17 protein-coding genes and 1 other annotated feature are annotated in these 17,072 nt (G+C 44.3%); of the genes, 14 read left to right on the top strand and 3 right to left on the bottom strand.

The genetic code is table 11. From position 1 onward, the window contains the following. The first annotated feature begins 55 nt into the window (after positions 1–55). From KSZ58_RS00825 to KSZ58_RS00835, 3 genes are read left to right on the top strand one after another with little or no spacing between them, the layout of a single operon-like run. Positions 56–358, top strand: coding sequence for a cupin domain-containing protein (locus KSZ58_RS00825; RefSeq protein WP_002606999.1), 303 nt, complete (start codon positions 56–58; stop codon positions 356–358). 1 nt (position 359) lies between these two features. Then, the gene (gene hcp, locus KSZ58_RS00830) at positions 360–2,081 is read left to right on the top strand and encodes a hydroxylamine reductase (RefSeq protein ID WP_009270216.1); all 1,722 of its coding nucleotides are present in this window, start codon (positions 360–362) and stop codon (positions 2,079–2,081) included. Further along, positions 2,074–3,132, top strand: a complete 1,059-nt coding sequence (locus KSZ58_RS00835) for a hemerythrin domain-containing protein (protein ID WP_009270217.1) — start codon at positions 2,074–2,076, stop codon at positions 3,130–3,132. Before hcp ends, KSZ58_RS00835 begins: the two co-directional genes overlap by 8 nt. Positions 3,133–3,265: 133 nt before the next feature. On the opposite strand, the gene KSZ58_RS00840 is transcribed toward KSZ58_RS00835, so the two are convergent. Together KSZ58_RS00840 and KSZ58_RS00845 are read right to left on the bottom strand one after the other, a co-directional pair. Next, positions 3,266–3,505 carry a hypothetical protein gene (locus tag KSZ58_RS00840; RefSeq protein WP_008818263.1) on the bottom strand — a complete coding sequence of 80 codons (240 nt, stop codon included), beginning with the start codon at positions 3,503–3,505 and terminating at the stop codon, positions 3,266–3,268. A gap of 14 nt (positions 3,506–3,519) precedes the next feature. Further along, positions 3,520–4,773 carry a hypothetical protein gene (locus KSZ58_RS00845; RefSeq protein WP_009270218.1) on the bottom strand — a complete coding sequence of 418 codons (1,254 nt, stop codon included), beginning with the start codon at positions 4,771–4,773 and terminating at the stop codon, positions 3,520–3,522. A gap of 360 nt (positions 4,774–5,133) precedes the next feature. Further along, positions 5,134–5,341, top strand: a binding site (T-box leader). Positions 5,342–5,375: 34 nt separating this feature from the next. On the opposite strand from KSZ58_RS00845, the gene metG reads away from it, so the two are divergent. From metG to KSZ58_RS00860, 3 genes are all read left to right on the top strand, one after another. Next, a complete protein-coding gene (gene metG, locus KSZ58_RS00850; protein WP_009270219.1) occupies positions 5,376–7,349 on the top strand; it encodes a methionine--tRNA ligase in 1,974 nt (657 codons plus the stop codon). Beyond that, positions 7,350–7,541: a hypothetical protein gene (locus KSZ58_RS00855; protein ID WP_009588146.1), complete on the top strand. Its 192-nt coding sequence runs from the start codon at positions 7,350–7,352 to the stop codon at positions 7,539–7,541. It begins immediately after the preceding gene. Positions 7,542–8,159: 618 nt separating this feature from the next. Further along, positions 8,160–8,666, top strand: coding sequence for a DUF6088 family protein (locus KSZ58_RS00860; RefSeq protein ID WP_002607005.1), 507 nt, complete (start codon positions 8,160–8,162; stop codon positions 8,664–8,666). 130 nt (positions 8,667–8,796) lie between these two features. Here the strand turns inward: KSZ58_RS00860 and KSZ58_RS00865 are convergent, their stop codons facing one another. Further along, complete coding sequence (locus tag KSZ58_RS00865) at positions 8,797–9,333, bottom strand: flavodoxin family protein (protein ID WP_002607006.1); 537 nt, start codon at positions 9,331–9,333, stop codon at positions 8,797–8,799. Positions 9,334–9,622: 289 nt separating this feature from the next. On the opposite strand from KSZ58_RS00865, the gene KSZ58_RS00870 reads away from it, so the two are divergent. The 8 genes from KSZ58_RS00870 (at position 9,623) to KSZ58_RS00900 (ending at position 16,877) form a co-directional block, all read left to right on the top strand. Further along, positions 9,623–9,934 (top strand): hypothetical protein, encoded by a 312-nt coding sequence (locus KSZ58_RS00870; protein ID WP_009270220.1) that lies wholly within the window; start codon positions 9,623–9,625, stop codon positions 9,932–9,934. Between the two features lie 616 nt (positions 9,935–10,550). Next, a complete protein-coding gene (locus tag KSZ58_RS00875) occupies positions 10,551–12,125 on the top strand; it encodes an alpha-glucoside-specific PTS transporter subunit IIBC (RefSeq protein WP_217752579.1) in 1,575 nt (524 codons plus the stop codon). Positions 12,126–12,181: 56 nt separating this feature from the next. Beyond that, a complete protein-coding gene (locus tag KSZ58_RS00880; protein WP_008818268.1) occupies positions 12,182–13,507 on the top strand; it encodes a 6-phospho-alpha-glucosidase in 1,326 nt (441 codons plus the stop codon). Positions 13,508–13,677: 170 nt separating this feature from the next. Continuing rightward, the gene (locus KSZ58_RS00885; protein WP_008818269.1) at positions 13,678–14,454 is read left to right on the top strand and encodes a MurR/RpiR family transcriptional regulator; all 777 of its coding nucleotides are present in this window, start codon (positions 13,678–13,680) and stop codon (positions 14,452–14,454) included. A gap of 83 nt (positions 14,455–14,537) precedes the next feature. Then, positions 14,538–14,789 (top strand): MerR family transcriptional regulator, encoded by a 252-nt coding sequence (locus tag KSZ58_RS22440; RefSeq protein WP_009270222.1) that lies wholly within the window; start codon positions 14,538–14,540, stop codon positions 14,787–14,789. A 129-nt stretch (positions 14,790–14,918) separates the two neighbouring features. Beyond that, positions 14,919–15,083 (top strand): hypothetical protein, encoded by a 165-nt coding sequence (locus tag KSZ58_RS22445; protein WP_021421214.1) that lies wholly within the window; start codon positions 14,919–14,921, stop codon positions 15,081–15,083. Continuing rightward, complete coding sequence (locus KSZ58_RS00895; RefSeq protein WP_008818271.1) at positions 15,083–15,613, top strand: MerR family transcriptional regulator; 531 nt, start codon at positions 15,083–15,085, stop codon at positions 15,611–15,613. The genes KSZ58_RS22445 and KSZ58_RS00895 overlap by 1 nt, the downstream gene beginning before the upstream one ends. A gap of 199 nt (positions 15,614–15,812) precedes the next feature. Further along, positions 15,813–16,877, top strand: coding sequence for a DUF2185 domain-containing protein (locus KSZ58_RS00900; protein ID WP_008818272.1), 1,065 nt, complete (start codon positions 15,813–15,815; stop codon positions 16,875–16,877). Positions 16,878–17,072: the final 195 nt, after the last annotated feature.

Consider the following 17,072-nt stretch of genomic DNA (forward strand, 5'->3'; position numbering starts at 1 on the left):
CGCTTTTTTTCTGTCTGCGCGATATACTTGCTTCGTAAGCAAGGAGGCGATATCTGTGAAAACAGAAACAATACAGGAAATGGCAGGAATGCAGGACGGTGCTATCGTGTCGAAAGTACTGACGCAAAACGGAAGCACAACGCTGTTTGCACTGGCTCAGGGAGAGGAAATCCAGGAACATACGAGTACGCGGGCAGCGCTGGCAATCGTATTGGAGGGACGTATTATATTCACCGTTGATGGAGAAGAAAAGGAAATACAGGGTATGGAGGCAGTTCATCTTCCGGCATCTGTTGTACATGCCCTGCGTGCAGACACAAACAGCCGTATGCTGCTGATACAGAAGGGAGAGCGGTAATATGGAAGAAATGTTTTGCTTTCAGTGCCAGGAAACGATGAACGAGACGGCATGTACCGTACAGGGCATGTGCGGGAAAAGTGCAGCGTGCGCCAATCTGCAGGATGCCTTGATACGGGCAAGTCAGTATGCCGCATTATATGATACAGCATCGGACGAACAGCTTATGAACAATCTGTTCATGACGATAACGAATGCTAACTTTTCCACAGCGAATATCCGCAGGGCGATTGAAAAAACATATACCGGAAAATCTGTGGAGGAGCTGACACGGGAGGGATGCCTGAAGAATCAAAAAGAGACTGTGCGTTCCTTGCAGGAGCTTATTTTGTACGGACTGAAGGGGCTGTGTGCCTATCTGTCGCATGCAGCTGTGCTGGGATTCCGGAAAGCAGAGCTAAGCAGCTTTGTCCGCAGCACCCTTGTATATTTGCTGGAGGATCACGAACAAAAGGAGTATCTGACGTTGCTTGATAAGACCGGCGAGATGGGAGTACAGGGCATGGCACTGCTGGATGAAGCAAACACAGCCACCTATGGTCAGCCGGAAATCACCACGGTATCTCTGGAAACAGGAAGCCGTCCGGGTATTCTGGTATCCGGACATGATCTGCACGACTTAAAGGAGCTGCTGGAACAGTCACGTTCACAGGGAATCGATATTTATACACATGGGGAAATGCTGCCGGCGCATTCTTATCCGGAATTTAAGAAATATGAGCATTTCAAAGGGAATTACGGAAATGCGTGGTGGAAACAGAATGAGGAATTTGAAGCATTCAACGGGCCGATTCTGATGACAACCAACTGCATCATTCCGGTAAGGGACAGCTACAGGCAGCGTATCTTTACAACTGGTGTTGTCGGATATGACGGACTTGAGCATATAGAAGCAGTGAATGGAAGAAAGGACTTCCGCTGTATTATTGAACTGGCGAAGCACTGTCCTGCACCGCAGCAGCTGGAAACAGGGAGTGTAATCGGCGGCTTTGCACATGCACAGGTCATGGCGTTACAGGATCAAGTCGTGGAAGCCGTAAAAAACGGGGATATCCGGCAGTTTATCGTTATGGCGGGCTGTGATGGCCGGCACAGCACCAGAAGCTACTATACCGATTTCGCCAGAGCACTTCCAAAGGATACGGTGATTCTGACAGCCGGATGTGCAAAATACCGTTATCTGAAGCTTGATCTGGGAATGATCAACGGGATTCCCCGTGTCCTGGATGCGGGACAGTGCAATGATTCCTATTCTCTGGTACTGATTGCAGAAGCACTGAAGGAGGCCTTTGGCTTACAGGATATCAACGAGCTGCCAATCCTCTATAACATTGCATGGTATGAGCAGAAGGCGGTCATCGTATTGCTGGCACTGCTGCATCTGGGCGTGAAGAATATCCATCTGGGACCGACGCTGCCTGCCTTTTTGAGCCCTGAAGTCGTACAGTGGCTAAAGGAGAGCTATGGAATCAGAACAATTCAGGAGGTTGAAAAAGATATGGAGAATTTCGGTATTACGAAACGTGAACCATCCTATGGTGATATGACGATGGCGGAGCTGTTGAAGCTGGATGAGGGGATGGAGGATGTGCTGTATGAAGCAGGCTTCCACTGTCTGGGTTGTCCAAGCTCTCAGTTTGAGTCCTTACGCGATGCCTGTGAGCTGCATGCCCTGAACGTTGATGAGGTGTGCGCAGCCATACGGGAGTACCGTCATGAGTAAGCGGCTGGGAGGAATTCATCAGCTGCTGTATAAGCGCATCTGTTTTCTAAGCGAATGGAATGAAGCCTTGTGCATTGCGTTGCACAGGGAACAGAAGCATCGCTGTCACAGGCTGCAGCTGACGGATCTGATTGATGAAAACAACATTCATGAAAGCCTGCAGGAAATGATGAAAGAGGTACAGTGCGAGCATGCTGTGTTAAGTGAGCGTCTTGTACATGAGCAGGGAAAAGAGGCTGCCGCGCAGGTGATTGCAGGCTTTGGACAGCGGCATACAGTGGATGGCGATCTGACACAGCTGCTGAAGCAGATCGAAGCACTGTTTCTTCATGGAATGCCCTGTGAACGTAACCTGATCATGGAAGTGCAGGATGATACACATGCGCGTATTGTATGGAAGAATGATTCCCAGCTGCAGCATTACCAAAATCCTTCCTTATGGCTGTGGGAGCGGGAACAGCTGCTTCAAAAAATGCTTCCGGCAGACTATGTATATGAGGAGTATGCAAAGGAAGCAGTTTTATATAAAGATGCTGTGTCCCGTACATGGGTGGAACAGCTGGAATATGAGCATGAAATGATTTCACACCTGCTGGCTGCCATGCAGGAATACTCGCTATCCATACTGCGGACAAAGCAGGTGGACAGAGAATGGCTGAAAAACTGTCTTGATTATCTACAGGAATATGCGGATGTCTTTCATCATCAGAAGGAGGAGGAGCTGGTGTTCAGCCGTTTGAAGCAGGCAAGTCCGCAGGGGAAACTCCTTGTCGAACAGGGAATGCTTGTGGAGCATGATCTCGCAAGATATTACATCCGCTCCATGAAGAAGCTGCTAAAGAAGGATGTCACTGAGAAGGTCTGTGTACGTCTGATCGGTTTCATTCAGGCATATATTGATCTGCTTGAACGTCATATTGAAAAGGAAAACAGTGTGGCGTATCCCTATGCGGTGCGTAAGCTTGCGATGGATGAGATTCAGAAAGCGTTCGATGCACATGGTCAGTATGAGCGAATGGAGGAGTTAAGGGAATTCTTGAAGCTGTCCTGATGGATGCATAGCTACATCTGATTTCCTGTCATAGAGAAAAAGAAAACCTTTCTACAGGTGTAAGGACACGGGCTATGAAGTTCTTCACAGCGGTGTTGATATCTAGTAGAAAGGCTTTTTTCTATACAGGTGTTTATTCCAGAGAGCCTGACGTATTTGCTTTATGCTTCAGGTACAGTTGCTTCAGCTCCTTCTGATAAAACAGCAGAAGGAAGATGAGGGCCGCAAGACCTCCCCTGAGGAGATAAAGCAGGGCGGTTTTATTGTCATTGTAAAAGATAAACAGTACGGCTCCGCAGGTCATTTGATAGCCTGTAAGGATGAGGGATGCAATCATGAGTGCAATGCTTCCATATCTTATATATGCTTTCATATCGGTTCTCCTATCTAACCTGCCAGTGTCGGCGAGTCACTGATTTCTTTATCAAAGGTAAAATTGATGCCGTCCTTTGATTTATAGCGTCCCTTGACAAGAGCATTATTCTTTATATAATCGCCGTCTGTACCCTGAGCGACGATCATATAGGTTATTCCCCTCTCCTGATAAACATATTCCATCTGAACGAATGGCTTGAAGCTGCTGCCCAGTATCTCCACCTCATGAGCAGGGATTGTCAGTGTGGTATACGTATTTCCATCATCCTCTGTATAGTATACAAGCGGATTTCCCTGTTCATCCGTTCCGGCGCCGATGTAGGCAGTTTCATCGGAAAGAAAGATAATGTCTCTTTTCTCATTCAATACTTCACCAGTCAGCTGCTTCCAGGTTTTTAAATCGCTGCTTTTAAACGTGCTGTAATACTCATGACCGAGTGAACGATCTGTTGCCAGTGTGATATAGCAGCTGTTTTCCGTTTTTGACAGATAAAGCGTATCTCCACGATAGGTTCTTGAAATAATTCTGCTTTTTTCCCATGTCTTTCCCATATCTTCACTGTATTGCAGGTAGCTTCCGGTTTCGTCATAACAAACAAAGGCAGTAAAGTCCCTGCTTACAATATATCCATGTGCCGGAAGCAGTTCATTGTAGGTACTGTTATTCGTCCCTGCGATATCTTCATAGGGTACCGGAACCTCGTTAAAGCTTTTCCCTGCATCATAGGTGACATACAGCTGATTTTGAGAGAATGCATAGGTTTCCTTCCTGTCAGCCATCGCGTAATGCGTGGTTGGAGGTTTGCGCAGGGAAGGATCTGTCTGGATTTGATACTGTACGGATGACATTTTGTTTTTTACAGTATATCCATTCAATGTTTTCTCAAGCTGTAATACAACCTGCGCCACATACCAGCCGTTCTCCTGCAAGGTAGCGGAATAGTAGGATGTAACATAAGGGTTATCGCTTGCGGGCCTGAATTCATAATCGAGCTGTACAAAGCCCTCTTCCTTGTTTAAGACTTCAATGGATTTTACTTTTTTATCCCTGATACGGAATTCAAAGGGGACAAAAGGTCCTTCATATTGCTTGAAAAACTCATCAAACCATTGTTCGGTGACTTCCTTTACATCCGTGTTTTCCGTTTGTATGCTGCTGCCGATAATCGCTGTGGGATTGTATTGATTCCAGATACCGTACAGTACCATAGCGGATACCCCGCAGGCCATCAGCAGACACAGCAGCGCCAGTCCGATTTTCTTCATGCTATGCACTTCCTTTTTTCATAGTATAGCACAGGTTGACAGCGATAGATACATGAAATATGATATGGTAAAATGCTATGATTTCCGGTTTCTTGAAAGTCATACACCTTTGTTGATGTATGCCCTTTTTGATCGCACACCCGTCGGGTATACAGCCATTTCCGTTATTTATCAATAAACGGAAAAGCAGTATGTTTTTCCTATGGTGATTTCCCAAACGGACAAACCTTGCAAATAGCTTTCTCTTTTTATAGAGACATGCGGCCCTGAGCGATGTTTCGGCAATGCATTATTGTGCGAAATCCTTTATTTTATGTATTTTTCCTTGTCTTTGCGGGAAGAATTCTATATAATGATACTGCAAAGGTAATGACAGGAAGAGTAGCTTTTATCCAAGGCGAAGAGAGAGAATGGCTGGTGTAAATTCTCATGAGGAAAAAGCGAACATGGCCCTGGAACCGTTTTTCTGAATAATTAGGAAGAACCGCAGGCCGGCGTTAACGGCAAATGAGGTGTACGTGTATGCGTGCATGAATAAAGGTGGTAACACGAAGCTTTCGTCCTTTGGCGGGGGCTTTTTCTTATATAAGGAGGATATGAATATGTGTAAGGAATGTAAGAACAAAAAACCATACTACATCACAACCGCGATTACCTATACATCGGGAAGACCGCATATCGGTAATACGTATGAAATCATACTGACAGATGCGATCGCAAGATACAAGCGCCAGCAGGGCTACGATGTATTTTTCCAGACAGGTACGGATGAGCATGGACAGAAAATCGAGGAAAAGGCAAAGGAAGCCGGTGTAACGCCGAAGGAATTTGTCGACAAAGTTGCCGGAATTGTGCGCAAAAACTTTGATATGATGAACACATCCTACGATTACTTTATTCGTACGACGGATGATTATCACGAAAAGCAGGTACAGAAGATCTTTAAGAAGCTGTATGAGCAGGGCGATATCTACAAGAGCACCTATGAGGGCTTATATTGTACGCCGTGTGAGTCCTTCTGGACGGAAAGTCAGCTGGTTGACGGAAAATGTCCGGATTGCGGGCGTCCTGTGGAAAAAGCAAGTGAGGAAGCATACTTTTTCAATCTACAGAAATATGCACCGCGTCTGATCAAGCATATTGAGGATCACCCGGAATTTATTCAGCCGGAATCCAGAAAGAATGAGATGATCAACAACTTCCTGAAGCCGGGTCTGCAGGATCTGTGTGTATCCCGTACATCCTTCAAATGGGGTATTCCTGTTGATTTCGACCCGGGACATGTTGTCTATGTCTGGATTGATGCCCTAAGCAACTATATCACATCACTGGGCTTTGACGCTGATGGAAACCATGGAGAGCTGTATCAGAAATACTGGCCTGCGGATGTACATATCATCGGTAAGGACATTCTGCGCTTCCATACCATTTACTGGCCGATTATGCTGATGGCACTCGGTGAGCAGCTACCAAAGCAGGTGTTCGGTCATCCATGGCTGCTGGTTGGAGATGGAAAGATGTCCAAATCCAAAGGAAACGCCATCTATGCGGATGAGCTTGTGCATTACTTCGGTGTGGATGCCGTGCGGTATTTCGTACTGCATGAAATGCCGTTTGCACAGGATGGAACGATTACCTGGGATCTGGTTGTGGAGCGTATAAACTCTGATCTGGCCAATGTTCTTGGAAATCTTGTCAACCGTACCATTTCCATGCAGAATAAATACTTCAACGGGGTGATTTCCAATCCGCTGGAGCAGGAGGATATCGACAAGGAGCTGATTGCTCTTGCTCTGGATACGCCGAAGCGTGTGGAAAAGAAAATGGAAACCCTGCATGTCGGAGAAGCAATTGATGAAATCTTTACCCTGCTGAAGCGCTGCAACAAGTATATTGATGAAACGACGCCATGGGTGCTTGGCAAGGATGAAGCGAAGAAGGATCGTCTGGCAACTGTTCTGTATAACCTGCTGGAATGTATCCGTTTCTCTGCCGTACTGCTGAGCAGCTATATGCCGGAAACCGCTGAGAAAATTCTTGAGGAGCTGAGCACATCCGAGCGTGATGCAGACAGCCTGAAGGAGTTTGGAATGCTGGAATGCGGGCATACAGTGGAAGGAAAGCCGGAAATTCTGTTTGCACGAATTGATGCGAAGGAGTTTATGGAAACACTGGAAGCAGACCGCAAGAAGGAAGAAAAAGCCGCAAAGAAGGCGGATAAAAAAGAAGCGAAGAAAGAAGATGCACCTGTTGAACAAATCGGAATCGAGGATTTTACAAAGGTGGAGCTGAAGGTTGGAACGATTATCTCTGCCGAAAAGCATCCAAAGGCGGACAGATTATTGGTGGAACAGATTGATCTGGGTGAGGAAACCCGCCAGATTGTCAGTGGTATTGCCGCAAGCTTTTCACCAGAGGATGTTGTCGGAAAGAAGGTCATCGTTGTGACCAATCTGAAGCCGGTCAAGCTGCGTGGTGTAGAGAGTCAGGGCATGATTCTGTGTGCCAGCAATGCGGATGATCTGGATATTGTAACGATTGTTAAGGATCTGCCAAACGGAACGAAGGTGAGCTAATTGCAAACAAAAACGGTACTGCCTGCATTACTGACAGCTATATTCGTATGTCTGATTTCCTGTTTCTTTATCTATTATGGTATCGACAGTGATCAGATCGTGTTGTCGGTGATCGGTGGGGCATTGCTGATTGTTGGGATTTTACGTCTGGTATTGTTTACGAAAGCATATCGTGAGCAAAAAGAGAAATAAGAAAGTATGAAGAAGGATTCCATTTCTGTCATAAGAGATGGGGTCTTTTTTTGTATGCGTACATATGGAGACCGGGATTTTTTTACCGTGATGGAATGGTATTTCTTTTAGAGGGTATGGAATTGCATATCGCTTTGCCGGATTACTGTGAAATGGAGGATGTGTATTTCACTTATAGCTGTCATAAGCAACAGGAACAGCTAAGCACAAATCACTTTAATGAAATACCGCAAAATACATTAACGAAAAAGCACAAAGTACATTAATTGAATACCACAAAGTACATTAATGAATTATCACAAAAGGCCGAAAATATCCTAATTTTAAAAAATCCTCTTTTCTCAAAAGAAGAACTTTTTTGTGTATTATCCGTATAGATAAATTAGACTTGACATACTTAGGAACAACATATCGAAATTTTTAATTTCTTTAATTTCCACTTTTTTCGATAGCTCAATACTTAACTCGAAAAATGATGGACAGTCATTCACAGGTTTGAATTGATAATATCTGCATAATGTTCAAAGATATCATTTATATACAATACCTATTGTAATTTTGTTACTAAAAGCATGTAATTTTTGTAACAAGGAGTGATGTGTTGTGGGAGAAAATCTTATGATGAAAATGGAAGAACGGATGAAAAACTCCCCCAAAGGCACTATTTTCACAAACAGTGATTTCTATGATATAAGCAATCCGGATGCAGTTAAAATGCCTCTTCACAGACTATACAGCAGTAATAAAATATACCGGCTTATCAGTGGATATTATACTATCCCATACTACAGTAATGTTTTACATGAATATGGATATCCTTCGGCAAATGCTATGGCAGAAAAGCTTGCTGAGAAGTATGCATGGAATATCTGTCCGTCTGGAGTGGTATCCTTCAAAAAGAAGTTTTATCCATGTAATTGGGCACGATATGATTTAGTATTACAAGGCGGCTGCAAACTGGTACCGAAGGAAAATGCTATCGCATATTTTGGAAAGGATTATAAGGCGATGAGCAATATGATTTATGGTGAATCCATACCCTGTGAAACAATGATGAAAAGGATACAGCAATTCGAGGAGCAATTAAATAAAACGGTGCTAGATCAAATAAAGATACAAGGCTAATTCATTGTAATCGTTCTTTAAATGTTTCGTTATCTCTTTTACTTACATATTTATTTTGATGTTGCATAATTCAAAACATCATATAAAAAAGGGTAACCCATTTTTATATGGTGTTCACCCTTTTAAATCTTTATAAGCTGCGTCCCAGCTCGTACGCCTCTCTCGGATAATCAGATTGCTCAATATCCTCTCTGACATACATTCCCAATGCATACACACTGCCGATGCATGTCCACCGCATATAGCGGAAAGCATCTTCAAAGTGGTGCTTTAATGCATCAAATGTCCAGTCCTCCGTATCGCCGCAGGTAGCTAATACAATGGTTTTTTTCTGCTGTTCCCGTAATGCAGTATTGTTCGCATAGAAGCGGTCGAATACGGCTTTGATCTGTGCACTCATTCCGAAATAATACAATGGTGTTACAAACACAACCAGCTCTGCATCCGCAAGCATTGGATTCAGCTTTTCCATTCCATCCTTAAACACGCATCCGTTACCGGTCTTACGGCATGTATCACAGGCAATGCATGGATGGACATCCTCTCTGGCGGCATGAAACACATGGATTTCATGTCCTTTTTCCTGTGCTCCCCGTATAAACTCTTCCATCAGTAGTGCAGAAGTGCCTTTCACATGCGGACTTCCGTTGATAACAAGTATGTTCATAATCTGTGCTCCTTTTCCTCTTTATTATGTATGATACCACTTCATGTCACGGAAGTAAATCGGTCAAAGAATACCCAAATAGGATATTCATCAAAAGATTGTATCTGATCATCCTATGTAACCATTATTGAAACAACAGATATTGTTATATAATGGATATATCGATATAATATAAAAACAGTAATTAAATAGATTTCTGCGGTTAAGATGAGTTAAAAAACAAAATAAGAATATGGAAGGCAAAGCATTTAATGCAGAGTTTATGAAAACGAAAACGAGGTGAAAAAACATGAAAATCATTACGGTATGTGGGAGTCTGAAATTCAGGAATGAGATTATGAAAATCACAGAGGAAATGACATTGCAGGGAAATTGTATGTTAAGTATTGTATATCCGACAAATTCAGATATAGCTGTGTATACAAGAGAAGAAAGGGAGCTGCTTGGTGACATGCATAAGGAAAGGATACGTATCTCCGATGCAATCCTTGTTGTGGATATTGATCATTACATAGGAAGCAGCACACAAGGTGAAATTGAGTTCGCAAGAGCTTTAGTAAAAGAAATCATATACTATACGGATATTGTAGGTACTATGTAGTGATTATTTGTTTCTGAAATTTTATTTTTTACAGATTGGTATTTTGCAGGAGGATAGCAAGCAGACAGTCTCTTCATCTTATCCGAAGTGAAATGACATAAGAAACCACATGTTTCGTAAACGTTAAGAAAAAGCATGACAAAACTGTAAGGGAAGGGTAAGGAAATCGTATGGTATGGATAAGTATTCTACGATATACTGTTATTAACAAAAGGAGGCTGAATGCATGACACAAAAAACGATGTCCGTTCTGCTTGCCACTGCCTTTCTGGTTGGTGTTGGATACAAGGCGATGCGCCACGTATTTCCAAAAAGCAGATAATCAGTATACGAATACATAGGGAATCTATGAAAAACCGCAGAAATCATCTGCGGTTTTTCATATACCTGTGTGATATGAAAATCGCTGTAAACATCAATAGCTGCCGGTGCCACTCCATAACCGTCTGACCCATAAACGATTCTCTGGGAAATTTCCTGTAAAAAGGGAAAAATTCCTACTTCTGCCACCTTGGAACGAAACGAACTGGATTGCTTGTGGATGGTAAGCCTTTTACGATACAATAGCGGTGTTAATGAAAACCTTTACATGTAATTGGGAGAATTGGAGGATGTTATGAAACAGAAGATTCAAAAATTTGGAGGGGCCATGTTTACACCGGTGCTGCTGTTTGCCTTTGCCGGAATCATGGTCGGTCTTGCGACGACCTGTATGAATCCGCAGATCATGGGGGATCTGGCGAATCCGGAGTCTATATGGTACAAATTCTGGGCAATGATCAGTGCCGGTGCGAATACGGTATTCAATCAGCTGCCAGTACTGTTCGCTGTTTCCCTGCCGATTGCGCTTGCGAAAAAGCAGAATGCCAGAGCGTGCATGGAAACCTTTGTGATCTATATCACGTTCAACTACTTTGTCAGTGAATTTTTAAACCAGTTCGGTTCTTCACTGGGCTTTGACTTTGCCGCGGAGGTGGGAGGTACCAGTGGACTTGCCATGATCGCCGGTATCAAAACGCTGGATACCGGAATGATTGGAGCTACCCTGATTGCGGGTATTGCCATTTATCTGCACAATAAATTTTATGACAAGGAGCTTCCGGATTATCTCGGTGTCTTCAAGGGGTCTGCCTTTGTTGTCATGATCGGCTTCTTCGTCATGATTCCTGTCGCAATCCTCATTGCACTTGTATGGCCGCATGTACAATCCGCCCTATTGGGTTTGCAGGGCTTCTTCAAGGCGAGTGGTGCTGCCGGTCTGTTCACATATAATCTGTTACAGAAGCTGCTGCTGCCATTCGGTGTTCATCACTTTATCTATGCACCGGTTCTGTTTGATAACGTCATTGTGGATGGTGGTACGATATCCTATTGGGCACAGCATCTGCCGGACTTTGTTAACTCCTCCAAGCCGCTGATTGAGCTGTATCCGCTGGGTGGCTTCTCCAATGGAGAGCTTGCGAAAATCTTCGGTGTCATCGGTGTTGCCCTTGCCTTCTATAAAACAGCACGTCCGGAAAAACGGAAGATGGTTGTCGCACTGATGGTGCCTGCCTGTCTGACAGCGATGATGACCGGGATTACTGAGCCGCTGGAATTCACCTTCCTGTTTGTGGCGCCTGTGCTGTACGTTGTCTATTCAGTACTGTCCGCACTGCTTGCGGTGGTCATGTTACTGTTCGGTGTTATTGGAAACTTCGGTCAGGGTATTCCCAACATCATCTTCCTGAATCTGATACCACTGTTTAAAAATCATGAAATGATGTATGTCTGGATGCTTGTCATCGGTATTGCCTTTACCGCGATTTACTACTTTGTATTCAAATTCATGATTCTGAAATTCAATTATGCAACGCCGGGACGAGAAGCGGTGGATGAGGATGCCAAGCTGCTGACAAAGGATGAGTACAAGGCATTAAAGGATGAGAAAAAGAGCACCGGAAGTGACCGCTTTGATGTAAACGGCATACTATCCGCACTGGGCGGTGGAGACAACATTCTGGAAATCAGCAACTGTGCGACACGCCTGCGTCTGCTTGTTAAGGATGAAAAGGCGGTACAGAGCCTGGAAGAGTTTAAGAAATACGGGGCAATCGGCCTTGTGAAAAACGGCACCTCCATTCAGGTCATCATCGGTCTGGATGTACCAAAGGTAAGAGAACAGGCAGAGCTTCTGCTTGGAAGAGAATAACGAGTATAGTTTATTACGACAGCCCTTAACAACGGCTGATAAAGGAGGATACTGATATGAAGAAATTTTCAATACTGATTGCAGGAGGAGGAAGCACCTATACACCGGGCATCGTTTTGATGCTGCTGAGCCATCTGGACCGCTTTCCACTTCGTTCAATCAAGTTCTATGACAATGATGCAGATCGTCAGAAAATTGTTGCGGATGCATGCGAGGTCCTGATTCGTGAGCGGAATCCGGAGATTAGCTTTCTGGCAACTACCGATCCGGAAACAGCCTTTACGGATGTAGACTTCGTCATGGCACATATTCGTGCGGGAAAATATGCAATGCGTGAGCTGGATGAGAAAATACCGATGAAATATAATGTCGTCGGACAGGAAACCTGTGGACCTGGAGGAATTGCTTACGGTATGCGTTCCATCGGTGCGATGCTGGAGCTGGTTGACTACATGGAGAAATATTCACCGCAGGCATGGATGCTGAACTATTCCAATCCTGCCGCAATCGTAGCGGAGGCGACAAGAAAGCTGCGCCCGGATTCCCGTATTCTCAATATCTGTGATATGCCAATCGGCATTGAACGTCATATGGCGGAAATCCTGCATCTGGATTCCAGAAAGGATATGGACATCTCCTATTACGGACTGAACCATTTCGGATGGTGGACGAGTATTAAGGATCATGCGGGAAATGATCTGATGCCTGTATTAAAGGAACATATCAAAGAAAAGGGATACTGTGTGGAAGCACAGATGTATCAGCACACGGATGACAGCTGGACAGATACCTTCCGCAAGGCAAGAGATGTCTATGCACTGGATCCGGATACCCTGCCGAACACCTATCTGAAATATTACTTCTACCCGGATTATGTAGTGGAACATACCGATCCTGCCTATACCCGTGCCAACCAGGTTATGGATGGCCGTGAAAAATTCGTATTCGGAGAATGCCGCAAGATAGCAGAGGCACAGAGCAGTGAGGGAGCGGATCTGCATATTGATGAGCATGCATCCTATATTGTCGATCTGGCATGTGCACTGGCATACAATACGAAGGAAAAAATGCTGCTGATTGTGGAAAACAACGGTGCTGTACAAAACTTTGACCCGACTGCAATGGTTGAGGTGCCTTGTCTGGTGGGAAGCGATGGACCGCAGGCGCTGTGCATCGGGGATATTCCACGGTTCCAGAAGGGATTGATGGAGCAGCAGGTCGCTGTGGAAAAGCTGGTTGTGGAAGCATGGGCGGAACAGAGCTATCAGAAGCTGTGGCAGGCCCTGACACTGAGTCGCATGGTACCAAGTGCAAGCGTCGCAAAAGCGATTCTGGATGATCTGATCGAGGCGAATAAGGATTACTGGCCGGAATTAAAATAAGAATCTGAAACTTATGTTATAGATTATAGAAGAGAACACCCGTGGTTGCATACGCTTATGCATACGGGTGTTTTTTTGCTGTAACTGCGTGGGAATGCTGTGATCTTTTTCAGAATTGCTGGTTTATGATGGAATTCATGATATAATCGTAGAGAATGAGGTGAAGGATCATGAAACTTGCAGAGCTAGTCAATCAGCATTATAAGGAGCTGTCCTCCAATGACCTGTACATTTGGGACTATATACAGGCGCATGGAAAGGAATGTCAGAATCTGTCTATCGTTGAGCTTGCACAGCGCTGCCATGTTTCCAAAACGACGATCCTGCGCTTTGCCCAGAAGCTGTCGCTGAAGGGATACAGTGAATTGAAGGTATATCTGAGCTGGGAAAACCGGCCATCCGGGGATATGGTGATTGATGAGCATCTGATTGAGCATGTATGTGATACAAGCAAATACGCCATTGATGAGCTGCGGGAGCGTGATTTCACGGATATCTGTGAAATGCTGTATCACTCTGGACGCATATTCGTATATGGAACAGGAGCCTTGCAGGATTCTGTGGCAAGGGAGCTGCAGCGTATGTTTTTATATTGCGGAGAATTTGTCTATGTTCTATCCGGCGAAAAGGAAACGGAAATGGTTCTGCCCTTCTTGAGCCGTGATGATGTTGTGATTCTGATTTCCCTGCGCGGAGAAGGGGAGCTGATCAATGAGTTTGCTTCTCAGCTTCGTCTAAGAAGCATCAAAACGATATCCATGACGCGACTGAAAAATAATGAGCTCGCTCATAAATGCACGAAAAGCATCTACATCACAACCTCACAGGTGATGATTGGCAATCTTATTCTGCATGAGGCGGCAAATCTGTATTTTGTATTGGCAGAGCTGCTGTTTCTGCGCTATTCCCAATATAAACAGAAGCAGGATGGTATAGGAATACGATAACCGCAAACATGGCGGTTTTTTCTTTGAAAACTCTTGCGGGTGACGCAGGGGAATAGTCTACAATAGGGGAAGAGGTGAAGAATATGTATCAGATTCATGAGGTGTGCGAACGCTGTCATTTAAGCAGAAAAGCGATTCGTCTGTATGAGGAAAAAGGACTCCTGCATCCGGATAGGATACAGGGAAATCGAATGTATAATAAAGAAGATGTAGTGCGGCTGCAATGTATCAGCTATTATCGTGGACTTGGGTTTTCTCTGGAACAGATTCAGCAGCTGTTGCATGGCAGCAGTGAAAAATGTTTGAAGGAGCTGCTTATGACACATAAAAAGTAGCTGAATCAAAAGCTGGAGGAAAAGCAGGAACAGCTGAGGGCTGTAAACAATGTTATACATGCGATCCGGCAGCATGAGGAATTTGATATCACTGCAGCGGTATCGGATGAACAGCATGACGATGATTGTGTGGAGGGGATGCTGATCTGGAAGTGGAATTCCATCTATCAGATTTATAACTATCGATGCAGCAGAAAGACCTATCGGCATGCGGTTATTTCCACACGGCTGTTTTGTGCGATTCTTGTAATTGTACTGGTGTTTGCATGGCTGGAGAAGGGAGGAATTCTGTAATGATTACCATACGTGAGCTTGCGGATTCCTGCAATATCAGTGTACGGACACTGCAGTATTATGATCAGATTGATCTTTTGAAGCCCAGCGGTTATCAGGGGCGCATTCGTCTGTATGATGAAGCAGCAAAGAAAAAACTGAAATGCATCCTTGCATGGAAGGTACTGGGCCTAAGTCTAGAGGAAATCACAAAGCTTCAGCAGGGAGTCATGGATCGGGAACAGCTGTTGATTCTGCTGGAACAGAAAAAGGAACAGCTTATGATGTTCAAGGATGCTTTACTAAAAAATCAGATGCAGGTGGATGACATATTGTTTCATATCCGGCAGTCTAAGGAGTGGAATCCCGGCGACTATATGGAAATTTTATCACTGCAAACTATGGATCATCCGTATTCACTGACAACACATCTGGTTGCACTGCTGCGTAATATGACGCTGCTCAAGGTGATCATTTTGATATTTTACATATTGAATGCCCTCTGTATTGCCGCACTTATCGCAGAATGTGCAACCCTTCTATTCCCATAGGGCAATAAATCATAATTCAGATGCTTTGATAGAAAGATATGGAAAGCGGCAATGGGCTTATTCATATTCAAATTCGGAACGATTTCGTATTCATGCAGAGGCTAAGCTGAATAAGAAGATAATCTTACACATCCGTCGTTTCCCTACCGGGTAAACTGTTGTATAATAGTGATATTGATCATACAAGGAGACGAAGGATATGTCACAGAAAAAAATTACCTATATCAAGCTGCTGCATCAGCTGGAAAAAAAGATGAAGACCAAACGCCTTGAGGGCAAGGTCGCTATACAAAGAGAAGAATTTGAAATTCTGTTGTCCGGAATACCTTCAATTTTAAACGGATACGATCTGGTAACGCTTGAGGTAGGTGAAAACATCAACCGGGAGGCATTGCGAAAGCATCTGAAGGAACAGTTTGAAATCACCGATAAAGAGAGTGCAATCAGGGCAATCAAAGCCTTTTTGAATGATAATGTGCAATGGCAGTACGAGCAGTTTCTGGGCTTCTGGAGGGATGAGCCTCAGTTCGATTTGGAAGAGCTGGATGAAAAAGCAAGGCTGTTCTTTGAGGGCTGCAAAACCTTTGCGAAGCAGTTTTACCCGTTCCTGAAGGATCAGGGCTTTGCCGGCTTTGATTATGGAGAATGTGTCCGCATGATACGGGAATGCTATGCAGTGGAACTTCTGGATCGGGAAACGGCGGACATGATGCTGCAGGATATCGGAACCCGTGCATTCCGGCAGTTTGACAGATGGGAGGAATATGCGCTCAGTTATCTGTGCGGAGGGTGTTATTTCATGTTCCGCAGCTCCGGGATGAACAACGATTATGGAAGTATGATGTTTCAAAATGAGCTGCAGGCGATTGAAAAGCTGTTTTTTGAAAATCGTACCAATGTATGGAACCGCTATTCCTGGCTGGAGGGAAAGAAGTATTTCCCGGGCATGAAAGAAGGGAAAAAGCTGATTGACAGCACGTTGGGCTGCTTTGTGACGGATCGTGTCAGCATAGATCAGGATGCCATCTGTTATATGGTACGCGAGGAGCCCTCCAAAGACAATCCGGACAGCGGCTGGAGAATCTTCGCCGGAGATGAAACACAGGAGTATATTGATGATATTGAACATACGCAGGTTTTCGCTTTAAATACCGTATGCAATTATGATCCGGAAATCATCCCGTTTCTTGACGAGCCGATTGGTACGGTGATTGTGCGCAATCGGGAAGGAAAGCTTGAAAAAGAGGAAAAGCAGAATCAATAACAGCTGTTTTTATGGGAATTCACACTCTGTTTACTGTATATCCGCTATACAGCTTATACCGAACGTAAGGTTTGGACATGATCTGAATTCAGATTGTCCGGACCTTTTTCTTCATATTCATTTGGTCCTATGGTAACCGGTATAGTCATAAATAGTTTAAGAAAACAGATATTCGACATAGTTGTTATTGACAGA

This window comes from Erysipelatoclostridium sp. DFI.2.3 (assembly GCF_019132535.1).
In the GTDB taxonomy this organism is placed as follows: Bacteria; Bacillota_I; Bacilli_A; order Erysipelotrichales; family Erysipelotrichaceae; genus Clostridium_AQ; species Clostridium_AQ innocuum.

Bases quoted from the DNA above. Each gene is read 5' to 3' on its own strand.
- hcp (WP_009270216.1), top strand. From the start codon at position 360: ATGGAAGAAATGTTTTGCTTTCAGTGCCAGGAAACGATGAACGAGACG.
- KSZ58_RS00835 (WP_009270217.1), top strand. From the start codon at position 2,074: ATGAGTAAGCGGCTGGGAGGAATTCATCAGCTGCTGTATAAGCGCATC.
- KSZ58_RS00840 (WP_008818263.1), bottom strand. From the start codon at position 3,505: ATGAAAGCATATATAAGATATGGAAGCATTGCACTCATGATTGCATCC.
- KSZ58_RS00845 (WP_009270218.1), bottom strand. From the start codon at position 4,773: ATGAAGAAAATCGGACTGGCGCTGCTGTGTCTGCTGATGGCCTGCGGG.
- metG (WP_009270219.1), top strand. From the start codon at position 5,376: ATGTGTAAGGAATGTAAGAACAAAAAACCATACTACATCACAACCGCG.
- KSZ58_RS00860 (WP_002607005.1), top strand. From the start codon at position 8,160: ATGATGAAAATGGAAGAACGGATGAAAAACTCCCCCAAAGGCACTATT.
- KSZ58_RS00865 (WP_002607006.1), bottom strand. From the start codon at position 9,333: ATGAACATACTTGTTATCAACGGAAGTCCGCATGTGAAAGGCACTTCT.
- KSZ58_RS00870 (WP_009270220.1), top strand. From the start codon at position 9,623: ATGAAAATCATTACGGTATGTGGGAGTCTGAAATTCAGGAATGAGATT.
- KSZ58_RS00875 (WP_217752579.1), top strand. From the start codon at position 10,551: ATGAAACAGAAGATTCAAAAATTTGGAGGGGCCATGTTTACACCGGTG.
- KSZ58_RS00880 (WP_008818268.1), top strand. From the start codon at position 12,182: ATGAAGAAATTTTCAATACTGATTGCAGGAGGAGGAAGCACCTATACA.
- KSZ58_RS00885 (WP_008818269.1), top strand. From the start codon at position 13,678: ATGAAACTTGCAGAGCTAGTCAATCAGCATTATAAGGAGCTGTCCTCC.
- KSZ58_RS22440 (WP_009270222.1), top strand. From the start codon at position 14,538: ATGTATCAGATTCATGAGGTGTGCGAACGCTGTCATTTAAGCAGAAAA.
- KSZ58_RS00895 (WP_008818271.1), top strand. From the start codon at position 15,083: ATGATTACCATACGTGAGCTTGCGGATTCCTGCAATATCAGTGTACGG.
- KSZ58_RS00900 (WP_008818272.1), top strand. From the start codon at position 15,813: ATGTCACAGAAAAAAATTACCTATATCAAGCTGCTGCATCAGCTGGAA.